The organism is Pseudomonas sp. RP-B7, from assembly GCF_059803535.1.
In genome coordinates this window covers 94,055-112,094 of sequence record NZ_JAPFHC010000018.1, presented here as the reverse complement: position 1 = coordinate 112,094, position 18,040 = coordinate 94,055, and the positions used below count along the sequence as shown (strand labels likewise).

At 60.8% G+C, this 18,040-nt stretch carries 17 protein-coding genes and 3 tRNA genes; 3 read left to right on the top strand and 17 right to left on the bottom strand.

Translation table 11 applies throughout. The features are described from left to right. Position 1: 1 nt before the first annotated feature. The 6 genes from OPU96_RS17785 to rluD all read right to left on the bottom strand — a co-directional run bounded on the left by OPU96_RS17785 (position 2) and on the right by rluD (position 4,927). A tRNA-Lys gene (locus OPU96_RS17785) sits at positions 2-77 on the bottom strand. 5 nt (positions 78-82) lie between these two features. Further along, a tRNA-Pro gene (locus OPU96_RS17780) sits at positions 83-159 on the bottom strand. Positions 160-168: 9 nt separating this feature from the next. Then, positions 169-244, bottom strand: a tRNA-Asn gene (locus OPU96_RS17775). Between the two features lie 303 nt (positions 245-547). After that, positions 548-3,112, bottom strand: a complete 2,565-nt coding sequence (gene clpB / locus OPU96_RS17770; RefSeq protein ID WP_192297745.1) for an ATP-dependent chaperone ClpB — start codon at positions 3,110-3,112, stop codon at positions 548-550. Between the two features lie 130 nt (positions 3,113-3,242). Continuing rightward, entirely contained in the window at positions 3,243-3,968 is a 726-nt protein-coding gene (gene pgeF, locus OPU96_RS17765) for a peptidoglycan editing factor PgeF (RefSeq protein WP_305392051.1), read from the bottom strand. Next, a complete protein-coding gene (gene rluD, locus OPU96_RS17760; RefSeq protein ID WP_005784662.1) occupies positions 3,965-4,927 on the bottom strand; it encodes a 23S rRNA pseudouridine(1911/1915/1917) synthase RluD in 963 nt (320 codons plus the stop codon). Before rluD ends, pgeF begins: the two co-directional genes overlap by 4 nt. A 149-nt stretch (positions 4,928-5,076) precedes the next feature. Between rluD and OPU96_RS17755 the strand changes: the two genes are divergently transcribed. Together OPU96_RS17755 and OPU96_RS17750 are read left to right on the top strand one after the other, a co-directional pair. After that, positions 5,077-6,102, top strand: coding sequence for an outer membrane protein assembly factor BamD (locus OPU96_RS17755; protein WP_192297747.1), 1,026 nt, complete (start codon positions 5,077-5,079; stop codon positions 6,100-6,102). Positions 6,103-6,228: 126 nt separating this feature from the next. Continuing rightward, on the top strand, positions 6,229-6,462 hold the full coding sequence (locus OPU96_RS17750; protein WP_192297748.1) for a PP0621 family protein: 234 nt from the start codon (positions 6,229-6,231) through the stop codon (positions 6,460-6,462). Here the strand turns inward: OPU96_RS17750 and thiO are convergent. From thiO to pilV, 5 genes are all read right to left on the bottom strand, one after another. Next, positions 6,449-7,558: a glycine oxidase ThiO gene (gene thiO, locus OPU96_RS17745; protein ID WP_498559427.1), complete on the bottom strand. Its 1,110-nt coding sequence runs from the start codon at positions 7,556-7,558 to the stop codon at positions 6,449-6,451. The two genes, OPU96_RS17750 and thiO, sit on opposite strands and share 14 nt — an antisense overlap. 62 nt (positions 7,559-7,620) lie before the next feature. Further along, entirely contained in the window at positions 7,621-8,022 is a 402-nt protein-coding gene (locus OPU96_RS17740) for a type IV pilin protein (RefSeq protein ID WP_498559426.1), read from the bottom strand. Between the two features lie 11 nt (positions 8,023-8,033). Further along, entirely contained in the window at positions 8,034-8,564 is a 531-nt protein-coding gene (locus OPU96_RS17735; RefSeq protein ID WP_192297751.1) for a PilX N-terminal domain-containing pilus assembly protein, read from the bottom strand. A 9-nt stretch (positions 8,565-8,573) separates the two neighbouring features. Continuing rightward, a complete protein-coding gene (locus OPU96_RS17730; protein ID WP_498559425.1) occupies positions 8,574-9,275 on the bottom strand; it encodes a prepilin-type N-terminal cleavage/methylation domain-containing protein in 702 nt (233 codons plus the stop codon). After that, the gene (gene pilV / locus OPU96_RS17725; protein ID WP_498559431.1) at positions 9,272-9,745 is read right to left on the bottom strand and encodes a type IV pilus modification protein PilV; all 474 of its coding nucleotides are present in this window, start codon (positions 9,743-9,745) and stop codon (positions 9,272-9,274) included. Before pilV ends, OPU96_RS17730 begins: the two co-directional genes overlap by 4 nt. Positions 9,746-9,937: 192 nt before the next feature. On the opposite strand from pilV, the gene OPU96_RS17720 reads away from it, so the two are divergent. Continuing rightward, complete coding sequence (locus OPU96_RS17720) at positions 9,938-10,519, top strand: GspH/FimT family pseudopilin (RefSeq protein WP_226456528.1); 582 nt, start codon at positions 9,938-9,940, stop codon at positions 10,517-10,519. Here the strand turns inward: OPU96_RS17720 and ispH are convergent. From ispH to murJ, 6 genes are all read right to left on the bottom strand, one after another. Then, positions 10,473-11,420, bottom strand: coding sequence for a 4-hydroxy-3-methylbut-2-enyl diphosphate reductase (gene ispH / locus OPU96_RS17715; RefSeq protein ID WP_192297754.1), 948 nt, complete (start codon positions 11,418-11,420; stop codon positions 10,473-10,475). The two genes, OPU96_RS17720 and ispH, sit on opposite strands and share 47 nt — an antisense overlap. A gap of 179 nt (positions 11,421-11,599) precedes the next feature. Further along, on the bottom strand, positions 11,600-12,037 hold the full coding sequence (locus tag OPU96_RS17710; protein ID WP_177325344.1) for an FKBP-type peptidyl-prolyl cis-trans isomerase: 438 nt from the start codon (positions 12,035-12,037) through the stop codon (positions 11,600-11,602). A 7-nt stretch (positions 12,038-12,044) separates the two neighbouring features. Then, on the bottom strand, positions 12,045-12,554 hold the full coding sequence (lspA, locus tag OPU96_RS17705; RefSeq protein ID WP_192297755.1) for a signal peptidase II: 510 nt from the start codon (positions 12,552-12,554) through the stop codon (positions 12,045-12,047). Then, the gene (gene ileS / locus OPU96_RS17700) at positions 12,547-15,378 is read right to left on the bottom strand and encodes an isoleucine--tRNA ligase (protein WP_226456530.1); all 2,832 of its coding nucleotides are present in this window, start codon (positions 15,376-15,378) and stop codon (positions 12,547-12,549) included. Before ileS ends, lspA begins: the two co-directional genes overlap by 8 nt. 14 nt (positions 15,379-15,392) lie before the next feature. Further along, the gene (gene ribF / locus OPU96_RS17695) at positions 15,393-16,331 is read right to left on the bottom strand and encodes a bifunctional riboflavin kinase/FAD synthetase (protein ID WP_192297757.1); all 939 of its coding nucleotides are present in this window, start codon (positions 16,329-16,331) and stop codon (positions 15,393-15,395) included. 119 nt (positions 16,332-16,450) lie between these two features. After that, positions 16,451-17,989 carry a murein biosynthesis integral membrane protein MurJ gene (murJ, locus tag OPU96_RS17690; RefSeq protein ID WP_192297758.1) on the bottom strand — a complete coding sequence of 513 codons (1,539 nt, stop codon included), beginning with the start codon at positions 17,987-17,989 and terminating at the stop codon, positions 16,451-16,453. Positions 17,990-18,040: the final 51 nt, after the last annotated feature.

Here is an 18,040-nt window from a genome sequence, read left to right as displayed (position 1 = left end):
ATGGTGGGTCGTGTGGGATTCGAACCTACGACCAATTGGTTAAAAGCCAACTGCTCTACCAACTGAGCTAACGACCCAAAAATGGTCGGGGTAGGGGGATTCGAACTCCCGACATCCTGCTCCCAAAGCAGGCGCGCTACCGGACTGCGCTATACCCCGATTTGAAATTGGCTCCGTGACCAGGACTCGAACCTGGGACCCAATGATTAACAGTCATTTGCTCTACCGACTGAGCTATCACGGAACAACATATTTCAATGTACAACTTCTACTGCGGTGTAGCCTTCTCTTCGACGCTTCCGTATCGCTACGTTGTCGTGTCTGAGGCGCGCTATTCTACAATCTTAAAAACCCCTGTCAACCCTTTAAATTGCTTTTAAGACAATGATTTGCGCTTGTTTCTGATTTCTTCTTGGGGAGAAGAAACCCGTGGGCTGACGTTGCTGCGGGGCGCACTTTACAAGCCTTTTCCTTACAGTTCAACGCCCTATCGAAAAAAAAAGGCCCCGCGATGCGGGGCCTTCTTTTATTACGCCATTGAAGAGGCTTAGTGGAAGACGATTTCGTCGTTTTCCACGGTCGCTTCGACGCTGGTGCCAGGCATGAAACTGCCCGACAGGATCAGCTGCGCCAGCGGGTTCTCGATCCAGCGCTGGATCGCACGTTTCAAAGGCCGTGCGCCATACACCGGGTCGTAACCAACCGCGATCAACTTGTCCAACGCCTCGCTGCTCAGCACCAGGTCCAGCTCGCGCTCGGCGAGGCGGCTGCGCAGACGACCCAGCTGGATCTCGGTGATACCAGCGATCTGATCCCGCGCCAGAGGCTCGAAGATCACCACTTCATCGACCCGGTTGATAAATTCCGGGCGGAAGTGACTGGTCAGCGCATCCATCACGGCAGCACGCTGGCCTTCACGATCTCCGACCAACTCCTGGATCTGCGCAGAGCCCAGGTTGGAGGTCATCACGATCACCGTGTTGCGGAAGTCCACGGTACGTCCGTGGCTGTCCGTCAGCCGGCCATCTTCCAACACCTGCAGCAACACGTTGAACACGTCCGGGTGGGCCTTCTCGACCTCATCCAGCAGGATCACCGAGTAAGGCTTACGCCGCACGGCTTCGGTCAGGTAGCCACCTTCCTCGTAGCCCACATAGCCTGGTGGCGCACCGATCAAACGAGCCACCGAGTGTTTCTCCATGAATTCGGACATATCGATCCGCACCATGGCCTCTTCAGTATCAAAGAGGAACTCGGCCAAGGCCTTGCACAACTCGGTCTTACCCACGCCGGTTGGGCCGAGGAACATGAACGAGCCGCTCGGACGGTTCGGGTCGGACAACCCGGCCCGCGAACGCCGTACCGCGTTGGACACAGCCACCACGGCTTCTTCCTGGCCAATCACACGCTGGTGCAACAGGCTTTCCATCTTCAGCAGCTTGTCGCGCTCGCCTTCGAGCATTTTCGACACTGGAATGCCGGTCCACTTCGAGACGACTTCGGCAATTTCTTCCTCGGTCACCTTGCTGCGCAGCAACTGGTTCTCGCTGTGGCCATGCTGGTCGACCATTTGCAGGCTGCGTTCCAGGTCCGGGATCACCCCGTACTGCAACTCGGCCATGCGGTTCAGGTCGCCTTTACGGCGCGCTGCTTCCAGCTCCTGGCGGGACTGCTCGATTTTCTGCTGGATCTGCGCAGAGCCCTGCACTTCGGCTTTTTCCGAAGTCCAGATTTCTTCCAGATCCGAATACTCGCGTTCCAGACGGACGATTTCTTCCTGGAGTTTTTCCAGGCGTTTTTTCGCCGCGTCGTCCTCTTCTTTCTTCAGGGCCTGGGATTCAACTTTAAGTTGAATCAGACGCCGATCCAGACGGTCGAGCACTTCCGGCTTGGAGTCGATCTCCATGCGAATGCGGCTGGCCGCTTCGTCGATCAAGTCGATGGCCTTGTCGGGCAACTGCCGGTCGGTGATATAGCGATGGCTCAATTTCGCCGCCGCAATGATCGCGCCGTCAGTGATGGCCACTTTGTGGTGGACCTCATAACGCTCTTTCAGGCCACGCAGGATCGCGATGGTGTCTTCTTCGCTCGGCTCTTCCACCAGCACTTTCTGGAAACGACGTTCAAGGGCCGCGTCCTTTTCAATGTACTGGCGATACTCGTTGAGCGTAGTGGCACCGACGCAATGCAACTCACCCCGCGCCAACGCTGGCTTGAGCATGTTGCCCGCATCCATCGAGCCCTCGCCTTTACCGGCGCCGACCATGGTGTGCAGTTCGTCGATAAACAGAATGATCTGCCCTTCCTGCTTCGACAGTTCATTCAGCAGGGATTTGAGGCGCTCTTCGAACTCACCACGGAACTTGGCGCCAGCGATCAACGCCCCCATGTCCAGGGACAGCAGGCGCTTGCCTTTAAGGCCGTCCGGCACTTCACCATTGATGATGCGCTGGGCCAGACCTTCGGCAATCGCGGTTTTACCTACGCCAGGCTCACCGATCAGCACCGGGTTGTTCTTGGTGCGACGTTGCAGGACCTGGATGGTGCGACGGATTTCATCATCACGCCCGATCACCGGGTCAAGCTTGCCGTCTTCGGCGCGCTTGGTCAGGTCGACGGTGTATTTGTCCAGGGCCTGGCGCGACTCCTCATGATTGGGGTCGTTCACCGCGTCGCCGCCACGCAGGTTGTTGATGGCGTTTTCCAGGGCTTTCTTGCTCACGCCCTGGCCCAGCAACAACTTGCCGAGTTTGCTGTTTTCGTCCATGGCGGCGAGCAGCACCAGTTCGCTGGAGATGAACTGGTCGCCCTTTTGCTGGGCCAGGCGGTCCGCTTGGTTAAGCAGGCGCGCCAAGTCCTGGGACATATTCACGTCGCCGGTCGGATTTTGGATTTTCGGCAATTGGTCGAGCTCTTTGCTCAACTCCTTGCGCAGGCTGTTGACGTCGAAGCCCACCTGCATCAGCAAGGGCTTGATAGAACCACCTTGCTGCTCCAGGAGCGCCTGCATCAAGTGCGCAGGCTCAATGGCCGGATGGTCGAGGCCCACCGCCAGGGATTGAGAGTCAGATAATGCCAACTGTAATTTGCTGGTTAAACGATCAATACGCATTAGTCACCTTCCTTTTGAGCAGGCCGGAGCTATAAAACATCCTGAATGAAGAAACCTGCCAGATACCCTTATAGATGGGGTGGATTCTGGGAGTTTCAAGCGTCGGACAGTTGACCTAGGTCAGAAGAGTCTAGCGTGCAAGCCAGATAAGGGAGGCAAACCGACCGGTGCGAGGACTGCGGCGGTAAGAAAAGAAGCGCGGATCGGTCACGGTGCAGAAACCGCCACCATAAACAGCAGTTACACCGCGTGCGGCAAGGCGCAGGCGCGCGAGCTTATAGATGTCAGCCATGAACTTGCCGGGGTTGCGACTGGGCACGAAAGCTTCGGCGGTGATCGGCAATTGCTGCACGAAGGCTTCCCGCACTTCCGGGCCGACTTCAAACGCTTGCGGGCCAATGGCCGGGCCGAGCCAGACCAGAACCTCGCCGGGTTCGGCATCCAGGCTTTCAAAAGCGGCTTCCAGCACGCCAGCCGCCAGGCCACGCCAACCGGCATGGGCTGCGGCGACGCGAGTACCGGCACGGTTGCAGAACAACGCGGGCAGGCAATCGGCAGTCATGGACGTGCAGGCGATACCTGGGGTGCTGGTCCAACTGCCATCGGCTTCAGCGGTGCGGTCTGGGTCAGCTTCGACCACGGTCACACCATGAACCTGACGCAGCCAGGCCGGCCGGACATCGAACGCATCGCTCAGACGGCGGCGATTCTCGAGGACGGCCTCCAGGCTGTCCTCGACGTGATCGCCCAGGTTGAGGCTGTCGAACGGCGCCAGACTGACGCCGCCCGCACGGGTGGTGACGCAGGCCTTCACCCGAGCCGGCGCGGGCCAGTCAGGAATCAGCCAGTCACTCATCCGATAAACGCCTCGCGATCCTGCTTGAGCAACGACAACAACCAGACCAGATCGTCTGGTAGAGGCGATTCCCAGCTCATCCGCTTACCGCTCGTCGGATGATCCAGTTCCAGGAAGCGTGCATGCAGCGCCTGGCGCGGGAACGACTTCAGCGACTCAACCATGGTCTGACTCGCCGCCGGCGGAATGCGGAAGCGACCGCCGTAGGCCGGATCTCCGACCAACGGGAAGTTGATGTGGGCCATGTGCACACGAATCTGGTGGGTACGACCGGTTTCCAGCTTGACCCGCACGTGGGTGTGGGAACGGAAACGCTCCAGCACACGGTAGTGGCTGACGGCTTGCTTGCCGCCTTCCATCACCGCCATACGCTGGCGCTGCTGGCCGTGACGACCGATCGGCGCGTTGATCTTGCCACCGGCCACCACTACGCCAATCACGATGCACTCGTAGATCCGGCTGACGCTGCGGCTCTGCAGTTGTGTGACCAGCTGCGTCTGCGCCTGAATGGTCTTGGCCACCACCATCAAGCCGGTGGTGTCTTTGTCCAGACGGTGCACGATGCCGCAGCGCGGGACATTGATGATGTCCGGCACGTGGTGCAACAGGGCATTGAGCAAAGTGCCATCAGCGTGCCCGGCTGCCGGGTGAACCACCAGGCCTGCGGGTTTGTTGATGACCAGGATGTCGTCGTCTTCATAGACGATGTCCAGCTCGATGTCCTGGGCGACCCATTCTCCCTGGGCTTCCTGCTCGGCAGTCAGCTCAAGAATCGCACCGCCATGGACTATGTCTCGCGGGCGGATAACCGCTCCATCCACAGTCAGGCGGCCGTCTTTGATCCAGGCGGAAAGGCGCGAGCGCGAGTGCTCAGCGAATAATTGTGCGGCGACTTGATCGAGGCGTTGGCCGCCCAATTCGGACGGCACCTCTGCGCGAAGTTCAATTTTATCGGACATGCTCAGACTAGGCGTGGCACAGCCTTTGGTTTCGGCTGCGCGCTTGTGGTTAAATACGGCGTCTTTTGCCCCGAGGCTTTCAACGGGGCGCTCATCATAACAGGACGGCCCCGCCCAAGACAGCGGCCGTCATAGGGACGCAAGCCGCCATGCAAGTGAAACACCTGCTGCTGATCGCCATCCTCGCCATGACTGCTGCTTGCTCGTCAACAAAGGAAGTCGTCGACGAAAACCTGAGCGAAGTCGAGTTGTACCAACTGGCTCAGAAAGACTTGGACAATAATAGCTACACCAGCGCCACAGCGAAGCTGAAGGCACTGGAGTCGCGCTATCCGTTCGGGCGCTACGCCGACCAGGCCCAGCTTGAGTTGATCTACGCCAACTACAAGAACGCCGAGCCGGAAGCCGCCAAGTCCGCCGCCGAGCGTTTTATCCGCCTGCACCCACAGCACCCGAACGTTGACTACGCCTACTACCTCAAGGGCCTGACCTCGTTTGACCAGGACGTCGGCCTGCTGGCGCGCTTCCTGCCGCTGGACATGACCAAGCGTGACCCAGGCGCTGCCCGCGACTCCTACAACGAGTTCGCCCAGCTGACCAGCCGCTACCCGAACAGCCGCTACGCGCCGGACGCCAAGCAGCGCATGATCTACCTGCGCAACCTGCTGGCGTCCTACGAGATCCACGTAGCCCACTACTACCTGACCCGTCAGGCCTATGTCGCTGCCGCCAACCGTGGCCGCTATGTCGTGGAGAACTTCCAGGAAACCCCGTCCGTCGGTGACGGCCTGGCCGTGATGACCGAGGCTTACCAGCGCCTGCACCTGGACGCCCTGGCCACCACCAGCCTGGAAACCCTGAAGCTCAACTACCCGGATCACCCAAGCCTGAAGGACGGCCAGTTCGTACCCCAGGTCGCCGAAGCGGACAACCGCTCGTGGCTGAGCAAGTACACCCTGGGCCTGATCGAGTCCCGTCCACCACTGCCGCCGGGCGAAACCCGCGCCAACCAGGACGTGATGAAGCAGTTCCAGGATGCCAAGGAAGCGATTCCTTCGGAGCTCAAGCCCCACGACGAGAACGGCGACGTGATCGAAGAAGAAGCCCCGCAAGCCCTGGGCAACAATCAGGACCGCTCGTGGTTCAGCTACATGACCTTCGGTGTGTTCGACTGATCTGTTGACGCAACGCAAAAAGGGAGCCCTTGGGGGCTCCCTTTTTTGTGGGCAAGCATTATTGCGCTGTGCGCCTGCCATGTCCTTGGCTAAACTGGCGCATTCCTTGTCGAGAAACTGCCCATCATGGTTCGTCTACTGTTCTGGATTGCCGTCATTGCCGCCGCAGTATGGTTCTGGCGTAAATTCAAAAGCCCGGCTGCCAAACAGCAGCGCTCCGCCGAGCCCGACGCGGCATTGATGGTGCGCTGCGCCCACTGCGGCGTGCACCTGCCGCAGGATCGCGCATTGAATTCACGCCAGGAGTGGTACTGCACCCAGGCGCATCTGGAGCAAGGGCCGAAGTCTATCCAGCGTTGATCCGACCGTCGGGAGCATACGGCGCCGGGTCGATGATCGGCGCACGTCCCAGCAGCAGATCCACAAACAACTGGCAGGACGCCGGAGCGAGCACCAGGCCGTTGCGATAATGCCCGCAGTTGAGCCACAAACCGTTGAAACCCGGCACCTGGCCAATATATGGAATGCCTTCCGGCGACCCCGGACGCAAGCCGGCCCAATGCCCCACCACCTCGGCGTCGGCCAACGCGGGGATCAACTCCACCGCTGAAGCCTTAAGGCTTTCCAGTGCCGCTTCGGTCGGCGTCTTGTCGAAGCCTTCATGCTCCAATGTGCTGCCAATCAAGATATGTCCATCACGCCGAGGGATCGCATAACGCCCCTTGGCCAGGACCATGCACGACAAAAAGTCCGACGCGCATTTGTACAGAATCATCTGCCCCTTGACCGGCTCTACCGGCAGCGACAGCCCCAGGGTGCCGAGCAACTTACCGCTCCACGCCCCCGCTGCCAGCACCACCTGATCACCCAGAATCGGACCACCCGGTGTATTCACGCCGATCACGCACTCACCCTCCCGAATAAACCCGCTCACTTCGCACTGCTCATGGAGCGTCACGCCCGGCAGCGCCAACAGCGCCGCCTTGAGCGACTTGACCAGCCGTGGATTGCGCACGTTGGCCACGTTGGCCATGAACACCGCCTGGGAATATCCGCTGCCCAGCACCGGCACCGCGTCATGGGCGGCGCAGACATCCACCTTGCTCAAAGGACGACCTTCGCGTGCAGCCCAGGCAAGTGCCTCGGCCTCATCATCCAGGTCGAGCCAGTACAAGCCGGTGGTATGCACCTCCGGGTCAACACCAGTCGCAGCAAACAGGCGCTGCGCCAACTGTGGATAAAAATCCTGCGACCAATGGGCCAGCGCGGTGACCGCCGGGCTGTAGCGCCACGGGTACAACGGCGAAACAATACCGCCGCCAGCCCAGGACGACTCCTGCCCCACGCCCGCACGCTCCAGCAGCACCACCGCCTGCCCCTGAGAGGCCAGGTTGAACGCCGTCAACAAGCCGATTACGCCACCACCGACAACCACCACCTGCTGTTGCTTAGCCATCATTTGATCCAGCCGATAAATAGGGACAAGCGCACCCGGCGCCCAATCTTCCAGCACTCTCATCACTGACCCCAGCACAACTTGCGCGACATGTCCGGCGCTGCGCCAGGGTTGGCCCGGGCGCCGGTGCTGGTCAGGCTGAAGTCGCCGCAAGGGTCGCCGGCCATCACCGAATCGACGGCTGGCGTAGCCACCAGGCGGAAATCCTGAGGGTTCAATGCAGCGGTGATTCTATAGCGATCATTGCCCGCACTGACGCCGCTGGCGTCAATAAAAGTACCGTTGCTCGTATAAAACCGTTCCAGATGCTGGGCCTGCTCGTTCAGCAGAGCGACGATTTCTGCGCGATAAACCTTTTTTATATGGCCGGTGTAGCTGGGGTAAACGATCCCGGCCAGCAACCCGATGATCGCCACGGCGATCAGTAATTCGATCAGGGTAAAACCCTGGCTATCCCTGCCCATCACACCACTCCTTATTGAACCTGCCGCCACGCTACCCGCCGAAACCGTGGGCCGCCCTCCTCCATCAGCCGCGCATACACGCTCTCCAGCACCGTGCGTGATTGGCCGCTGAGCCCGACAGCCGTCACCCGATACACATTGGCCACAGCCTGTGGCGGCAAATGCGCCAGCCCCACCGCTTCCCCAAGGGACTGAATGCCGTAGAAACCACCCTTGAGCGCGATCCAGTCAACGCCAGAAACCGGGTTCGCCCCGGCGCCAATCAATAGAAGCGCTTCACCTGGGGGCGCACAGGTGGCAACCGACTGGCACACCGGCAAGGCGGCAAACGCCCGTTGCACGTTGGACTCCCCCAACCTCAGGCCACTCTCGGCACTTTGCAGCGACTGATTGCGATGCCAGAGGCTGGCTGCCATCTTTTGCTGGGACACCGCGCCTTGCATCGAAGACAGGCCGATCAGCGACAACAGCAGCAGAAACACCAGGCTGATCAGCAGGACCATCCCCGCCTGCCGCACACCAATACGTTGAGTCATTTCCATGCTCGCGCCCTACCCCAGACGGTTTCGTAGCGCGGCGACGACGCTGTAGGTTTGATCCTTTACCCGCCCGGAAGGGTCTTGCAGCGTCATCCGGATGCGCACACTGCGGATCAACGACTCGTTGCCGGGGCTGGTGTCGTAACGCACCACACCGAGCGACTCCGGCTTGGCGGCCAAACCAAAACTGATCTCGAAATTGCGCACGTTATCCACCAGCACGGCCTTGGCCGGTGCCGCGGGCGTACTGACCTTCAACTGGCCCGCCTCGAATGTGTAGGTGAGTTGGCGTATCGCAAAACGAATCTGCCCGGGAGCAGGCGCCGGTCCGTGCGCAGCGTAAGCCTGGGCGCTTGCGGTGCAGTCGGAAAGCACCGTCCAGTCCGGCGTGCCACCAGCGACGTCAGCCGTCACCAACATCAGCGCCCTTGACCCGCTACCGGCACTCCAGCCCACTGGCCGATCAAAGGCCGGCGGGGCGTTGTCGATAAACGCCGTGGCCAGGCAGCCAAACATACCGGCCTGGCGAATGTCCTGAACCATCTTGCCCAGGACAAACCGCGCATCGTCCTGCAACAGCATGGCTGCCTGCTGGCTGGCGTGTGTCATGCGAGCGCTGACCGCGACCTGGCTGACCCCGAGCACCAGCACCAGACCAACGGCCAGTGCCAGCAGCAGTTCCACCAGGCTAAAACCTCGCACAGGACGCTTCATTGCGCCCCCGCCATACGGCTGGTCAGCGTGAATGTTTCACGGGCGCCAGGGGTATGGGTGCCCCGACTTTCGTCCCAAGTGATGCTGACGGTGACTTGATCATCGCTGACCACCACCGAGCCTTTGGCGCTCTCTCCGGCAAAGCCGCGGATATTGGCTTCGAAATCATGCAGGTCCAGGTCACGCACGCTGGAGGAAGGACTGCTGAGCGGGGCGCGCTCGGCGCGTCCCCAGGTGTAGTCAGCGGTGGAATTGGCGCGGATCCGGTCAAGCATGTCGTACGCGATAAAACTCGCCTGGCTGGCCATCCTCGAGCTGTCGGTGTACTTGAGCGCATTGAGCTGGATAAGCGCCGCACCCAGCAGACCGATCGTGAGGATCGACAGCGCAACCAGCACTTCGATCAGTGTCGTGCCGGTTTGGCATCGACGTGAAGCATGGGAAAAAACATTGTTGGGGCAGGCGGGCATCACCATCGTCATCCGTGTCGAGGGCCAAAAAAAGCAGGCAAATCCTGCTGTGCGAACCCAGATTAGCGGCGGTTTTTACCGCGTGCCGCAGCCGGAACAAAGGGAAATACTTTGGACAAAAAGGCCATCATCCAGCGCCACGGACTGGGCGCTATACCTATCACTGCACCCAAATCCATGGAGGGATGACCGATGAAACAGCGAGGTTTCACCTTGATTGAATTGCTGCTCGCGCTGATCGTGAGCGGCATCCTGGCGCACCTGGCAGTCCCCGGCTTCAAGCATCTTCTGCAATCGCAACAACGACACAGCGCAGCACAGTCGCTAGTAGGAGGGCTGCGCTTTGCCCGCACCGAGGCCATTGCACACAACCGGGCGGTGGTGATTCACGCGCGGGGCGATGATTGGAGCCGGGGCTGGCGGGTGATATTGGATCTGAGCGGGCGCGGCCACCTGGACGAGGACAACCCGGTGCTGCTGGAGCACCAGGACAGCGGACAGGTGCCGATGGTCGGCAATGGGCCAGTGAAGAACCAAGTCCGCTTCAGCGGGCTGGGCGAACCGGTCTTTTCAGGCGGAGGGTTTCGGGCAGGGACGGTACACGTATGTACCACGGACCAGGCGGAGAGCCTTTACCAAGTGGTGCTGGCGCCCAGCGGGCGCATCAGCCTGCGCAGCGACAGGGCCGAGCAGGCGCTGTGCCGGAGCTACTCCGGCAGCCTGGCGCTCAGAGCAGCGAGCGAACCCGCAGCTCCTTGGGCATGGAGAAAGTGATGTTTTCTTCACGACCAGCCAACTCATCGGCGCCAGTGGCACCCCATGCGTGCAGTTGCTGGATCACACCACGCACCAATACTTCCGGGGCCGAGGCACCGGCGGTGATGCCGATACGCTCGACACCATCGAACCAGCTGCGCTGCATGTCTTCTGCGCCGTCGATCAGGTACGCCGGCGTGGCCATGCGTTCGGCCAACTCTCGCAGGCGGTTGGAGTTGGAGCTGTTGGGGCTGCCGACCACCAGGACCACATCGCACTCGTCGGCCAGTTGCTTGACCGCGTCCTGGCGGTTTTGCGTGGCGTAGCAGATGTCATCTTTACGCGGGCCACCGATGGCCGGGAAGCGGCTGCGCAGGGCGTCGATCACCCGGCTGGTGTCGTCCATGGACAAGGTCGTCTGGGTCACGAATGCCAGGCGCTCGGGGTTGCGCACCTGCAGGTTGGCGACGTCTTTTTCGTCCTCCACCAGGTAGATGGTGCCGCCATTGCTGGCATCGTACTGGCCCATGGTGCCTTCGACTTCCGGGTGCCCGGCGTGGCCGATCAGGATGCACTCACGGCCGTCACGGCTATAGCGCGCCACTTCGATATGCACCTTGGTCACCAGCGGGCAGGTGGCATCGAAGACTTTCAGGCCACGGCCTGCCGCTTCGGTACGCACTGCCTGGGAAACACCGTGGGCGCTGAAGATGACGATCACGTCGTCCGGCACCTGATCCAGCTCTTCGACAAAGATGGCACCGCGTGCGCGCAGGTCTTCGACCACGAACTTGTTGTGGACAACTTCATGGCGCACGTAAATCGGCGGCCCGAAGACTTCCAGGGCGCGGTTGACGATTTCGATCGCGCGGTCCACGCCGGCGCAGAAGCCACGGGGGTTGGCGAGTTTGATTTGCATGCTGTGCCTCGTGTCTTGCAGCCACTTGGGTTCAAGCTAGACGCCAACCCACCTGACAGTAGAGATCAAAGGTGGGAGCGGGCTTGCTCGCGAATGCGGCGGGTCAGTAAATAAATCTGTTGACTGACACTCAGCATTCGCGAGCAAGCCCGCTCCCACATTTTTAACCGTGTCGTTGATCAGAGCGCTTTAACGTCGATGATTTCAACGTCAAAGGTCAAGGTTTTACCGGCCAACGGGTGGTTGAAGTCGATGGTCACTTGCGTGTCATCAAAGGTTTTCACCACGCCAGGCAATTCGGTGTTCGCCGCGTCATTGAAGATCACCAGCAAGCCTTCCGAAAGGTCCATGCCTTCGAACTGCGAACGCGGGATGATCTGTACGTTTTGCGGGTTGGGCTGGCCAAAGGCGTTTTCCGGCAGGATCTGCAGGTTGCGCTTGTCGCCAGCCTTGAAGCCGAACAGGGCCGCTTCGAAACCCGGCAGCAGGTTGCCATCGCCGACCTTGAAGGTGGCCGGGGCTTTGTCGAACGTGCTGTCGACCGTGTCGCCATTCTCCAGGCGCAGTGCGAAATGCAAGGTGACTTCCGTGTTCTGGCCGATGCGTTGCTCAGCCAATACCTGATCAGTCATTGACGGTCTCTCCGGTTTTCTTACTTTTGAACATGTCCAACGCCAGCATGATTGCACCGACGGTGATGGCGCTGTCGGCAAAGTTGAACGCAGGGAAATACCAGCGGTTCTGCCAATGCACCAGAATGAAGTCGATCACATGGCCCAGGGCAATGCGGTCGTAAAGATTGCCCAGCGCGCCACCCAGCACCAGGGCCAGGGCGACAGCCAGCCAGGTGTCATCGCGGCCCAGGCGCTTGAGCCACACCACCAGCACCGCACTGACCACCACAGCGATCAGGGCGAACAGCCAGCGCTGCCAGCCGCCACCATCAGCCAGGAAGCTGAAAGCAGCACCGGTGTTGTAGGCCAGGGTCCAGCTGAAGTAATCCGGGATTACCACGATCTGCTGGAACATCTGCAAGGAGCCTTCGAAATGAGCCTTGCTGACCTGGTCGATGACCAGGACCAGCACGCTCAGTACGAGCCAACCCAGACGTCCGAAACGACTGGCGTTAGGCATAGTGGCGAACCTCGCCAGCGCCCGAGATGTTGTCGACGCAACGACCACAGATCTCCGGGTGCTCAGGGTTCACGCCGACGTCTTCACGGCAGTGCCAGCAACGGGCGCACTTGGCGAAGGCCGACTTGACCACTTTGAGCTTCAGGCCTGGAACTTCGGTAGCGACCGCATCCGCTGGAGCCTGGGCGAAGGGTGCCAGGCTCGCAGTGGAGGTGATCAGCACGAAACGCAGTTCGTTGCTCAGCTTGGCCAGGTCGGCGCTCAAGCCTTCCTCGGCGAACAGGGTGACTTCGGCTTGCAGGTTGCCACCGACGGCCTTGGCCGCACGCTGCACTTCCAGCTCCTTGTTCACCGCAACCTTGACGGCCATCACGCCTTCCCAGTACTCGCGGCCCAGTTCGAAGTCGGCCGGCAGTTCGGTCAGGCCTTCATACCAGGTGTTGAGCATCACGGACTCGTTACGCTCGCCCGGCAGGTATTCCCACAGCTCGTCGGCGGTGAAGGCCAGGATCGGCGCGATCCAGCGCACCAGTGCTTCGCTGATGTGGTACAGCGCGGTCTGCGCCGAGCGGCGCGCCTTGCTGTTGGCGCCGGTGGTGTACTGGCGGTCCTTGATGATGTCGAGGTAGAAACCACCCAGCTCCTGCACGCAGAAGTTGTGGATCTTCGAGTACACGTTCCAGAAGCGGTATTCACCGTAGCTTTCCTGCAACTCGCGCTGCAGCAACAGGGTACGGTCCACGGCCCAACGGTCCAGGGCGAGCATGTCCTCGGCCGGCAGGATGTCGGTGGCCGGGTTGAAGCCGGTCAGGTTCGACAGCAGGAAGCGTGCGGTATTACGGATGCGACGGTAGGCATCGGCGCTACGGGCCAGGATCTGGTCCGACACGGCGATTTCGCCCGAATAGTCAGTCGACGCTACCCAAAGACGCATGATGTCGGCGCCCAGGGTGTCATTGATCTTTTTCGGCTCGATCACGTTTTTCAGCGACTTGGACATCTTGCGACCCGTCTCGTCGACGGTGAAGCCGTGGGTCAGCAGTTCGCGGTACGGGGCGTGGTCGTCGATGGCGCAACCGGTCAGCAGGGACGAGTGGAACCAGCCGCGGTGCTGGTCCGAGCCTTCCAGGTACAGGTCGGCGCGCGGGCCGGTCTCGTGACCCATAGGGTGCGAGCCGCGCAGGACGTGCCAGTGAGTGGTACCCGAGTCGAACCACACGTCGAGGGTGTCACTGATCTTGTCGTACTGCGGCGCTTCGTCGCCCAACAGTTCGGCCGCGTCCATCTTGAACCAGGCTTCGATGCCTTCCTGTTCAACACGCTGGGCAACGATTTCCATCAGTTCGACGGTGCGTGGGTGCAGTTCGCCACTTTCCTTGTTCAGGAAGAACGGGATCGGCACGCCCCAGTTACGCTGGCGGGAGATGCACCAGTCCGGGCGGTTGGCGATCATCGAGTGCAGGCGCGCCTGGCCCCAGGCCGGGACAAACTTGGTGTCTTCGATGGCTTTGATTGCGCGGTTGCGCAGGGTGTCACCGCTGGCCGGCTCTTTGTCCATGCCGATGAACCACTGCGCGGTGGCGCGGTAGATCAGCGGGGTCTTGTGGCGCCAGCAGTGCATGTAGCTGTGCTGGATGGTCGCGGTTTGCATCAGCGCACCGACTTCACGCAGCTTCTCGATGATCGGCTGGTCGGCCTTGAAGATGAACTGGCCGCCGAAAAACTCCAGCGAAGTCGCGTAGACGCCGTTGCTTTGCACTGGGTTGATGATGTCATCGTTGACCAGGCCGTACTTCTTGCAGATCACAAAGTCGTCTACGCCGTAGGCTGGCGAGCAGTGAACCACGCCCGTGCCCGAACCCAGCTCAACGTAGTCGGCCAGGTAAACCGGCGACAGACGGTCGTAGAACGGGTGACGGAAATTGATCAGTTCCAGCGCTGTGCCGGTGGTGGTCGCGATGACCGAGCCCTGCAGCTCGTAACGGGCCAGGCAGGCCTCAACCATTTCCTCGGCCAGTACCAGCAGGCGATCACCGACGTCCACCAGGGCGTAGGTGAATTCCGGGTGCACGTTCAACGCCTGGTTGGCAGGGATAGTCCACGGGGTGGTGGTCCAGATCACGATGGCGGCGGGTTTGGCCAGCGATGCCAGGCCAAAGGCCTCGGCCAGCTTGGCGTCGTCGGCAATCGGGAAGGCCACGTCGATGGTCGAGGACTTCTTGTCTTCGTACTCGACTTCCGCTTCGGCCAGGGCCGAACCGCAGTCGAAGCACCAGTTCACGGGCTTGAGGCCCTTGAACACGAAACCGCCCTTGACGATTTCGGCCAAGGCGCGGATTTCACCGGCCTCGTTCTTGAAGTTCATGGTCTTGTAGGGGTTGTCCCACTCGCCCAGCACGCCCAGGCGGATGAATTCGGACTTCTGCCCTTCGATCTGCTCGGTGGCGTAGGCACGGCACAGTTCGCGGGTTTTATCCGCGCCCAGGTTCTTGCCGTGGGTCACTTCGACCTTGTGTTCGATCGGCAGGCCGTGGCAGTCCCAACCCGGCACGTACGGCGCGTCGAAGCCCGACAGGGTTTTAGAGCGCAGGATCATGTCCTTGAGAATCTTGTTCAGCGCATGACCGATGTGAATCGTGCCGTTGGCATAAGGAGGGCCGTCGTGCAGGACGAATTTCGGACGATCCTTGCCAATCTCGCGCAACTTTCCGTACAGGCCAATACTGTCCCAGCGCTGCAGGATCTGCGGTTCGCGCTGTGGCAGGCCGGCCTTCATTGGGAAGGCGGTGTCCGGAAGGTTTAGCGTGGCTTTATAGTCGGTCATTTAAGGCTCTTCGGTTAGCGATGGGCGCTAGGTGCGGCTAGTGCACGGGCGGCGGCGACATCCGCATTGATCGCCGTTTTCAACGCCTCAAGGGAGGCGAAACGCTGCTCTTCACGCAGCTTCTGGTGGAAAACCACCGTCAAACGCCGGTCATACAGATCACCGGCAAAATCCAAGAGATGAACTTCCAGGTGGGCCTTGCCATCACCTGCAACCGTGGGCCTGACGCCTATGTTGGCGACTCCCGGCCACGGTTGGCCGTCGATGTCGACACTGACCAGGTAAACCCCGGTGAGCGGCACACGACGGCGCTTGAGTTGCACGTTGGCAGTTGGCGTGCCCAGTTGGCGCGCCAGCTTCTGGCCGTGCAGTACCCGCCCGGCAATGCGGAACGGGCGACCGAGCAGACGCTCGGCCAAGGCGAAGTCGGCAGCGGCCAGGGCGTTACGCACCTGGGTGCTGCTCACGCGCAGGCCATCGAGTTCGACGGTTTGCGCGGCTTCGACGGTAAACCCTTGGTTGACACCAGCGTGTTGCAGGAAATCGAAATCCCCGACGCGGTCGCAACCAAAACGGAAGTCGTCGCCGACCTCCAGGTGCTGTACGCCCAGGCCATCGACCAGGATACGGTCGACGAACTCGGCGGCGCTGAGGCTCTGCAAACGCTGGTTGAAGGCCAGGCAGAGGACGCGGTCCACGCCTTCTTCGGCCAGCAGTTGCAGTTTGTCGCGCAGGCGCGCCAGACGCGCCGGAGCGGTCTCGGGAGTAAAGTATTCCCGCGGCTGTGGCTCAAAAATCACCACGCAGCTGGGCACGCCCAACTCGACCGCACGCTCGCGCAGCCTGGCCAGGATAGCCTGGTGGCCACGGTGAACACCGTCAAAGTTGCCAATAGTGGCGACGCAGCCCCGATGCCGGGGGCGCAGGTTGTGGAGACCTCGAACCAGCTGCATAACGCGCTTCTTGCTCATAAAGTGGTCGATTATAACCACACCCGGCCCCGGACGACAGGCAACAGAACAGGCCAAATGGATCGAATCGATAAAACAATGGTTTTATCGCCGCAAACGCTCTAACTGATCGACTTGCGATTGAAATCCCGTAGGCGGAAGCCTTGCAACAGCAACATCCCGAAGTACACCACCACCCCCGCGACCACCAACACACCCAGGCGCATGAAGCGCTCCAGCATGTGGCCCTGGTCCCAGGCGGGCATGAAGTGCATCAGGCCCAGCAATACCGCCGACATCGCCGCGACCGCCACCAGCAGTTTTAGGGCAAACATGCCCCAGCCCGGCTGCGGCTGGAACATCTGCTGCTTGCGCAGTTGATAGAACAGCAAGCCGGCGTTGATGCATGCCCCCGCACTGATGGCCAGGGCCAGGCCGGCGTGGGCCAACGGGCCGATAAACACCAGGTTGAGCAGTTGCGTGACGATCAGCGTGAAGATCGCGATCTTCACCGGCGTGCGAATGTTCTGCTGGGCATAGAAGCCCGGCGCCAGCACCTTGATCACGATGATGCCAAGCAGGCCGACGGAGTAGGCGATCAACGCATGCTGGGTCATCAGGGCGTCATGGGCATCGAACTGCCCGTACTGGAACAGCGACACCGTCAGCGGCTCGGCCAGGATGCCCAGCGCCAGGGAGCATGGCAGCACCAGCACAAAGCACAGGCGCAGCCCCCAATCGAGGATACGTGAATATTCCTGACGATCCTTGCTGGCATAAGTGCGCGCCAGCGTCGGCAGCAAGATAGTGCCCAAGGCCACGCCGAGCACGCCGGACGGCAATTCCATCAGACGGTCGGCGTAGTACATCCACGACACCGAACCCGAGACCAGCAGCGAAGCAAATGCGGTGTTGATGATCAGGGAAATCTGGCTGACCGATACGCCGAGGATCGCCGGCAACATATTGCGCATCACTCGCCAGACACCGGTGTCCTTGAGGTTCAGACGCGGCAGTACGAGCATGCCGATCTTTTTCAGGTGCGGCAGTTGGTAGAGCAATTGCGCCAGGCCACCGGCCAGCACGGCCCAGCCCAGGGCCATGACCGGCGGATCGAAGTACGGCGTCAGGAACAGCGCGAAGATGATCATGCTGACGTTCAGCAGGGTCGGCACGAATGCCGGCACCGAGAAGCGGTTCCAGGTGTTGAGGATTGCCCCGGCCAGCGATGACAGGGAAATCAGCAATATATAAGGAAAGGTCACCCGCAACAGGTCGGTGGTCAGCGTGAATTTTTCCGGGGTGTTGGCAAAACCGGGGGCCGTGGCCCAGATCACCCAGGGCGCGGCGAGCATGCCAAGGATGGTCACCAGCATCAGCACCAGGGTCAGCAGACCCGAGACGTAGGCAATGAAGGTGCGGGTCGCCTCCTCGCCTTGCTGGGTCTTGTATTCGGCCAGGATCGGCACGAACGCCTGGGAAAATGCGCCTTCGGCGAAGATCCGCCGCAGCAGGTTGGGCAGCTTGAAGGCAATAAAGAAGGCATCCGTGGCCATGCTTGCGCCAAAAATGCGGGCCAGCAGAGTGTCACGCACAAAGCCCAGAACCCGGGAAATCATGGTGATGGAGCTGACGGCAGCCAACGATTTGAGGAGGTTCATTGAAAGAGTTTGCGCCTATTAGATAAACAGCAGGCGAACAACGCGCCTACT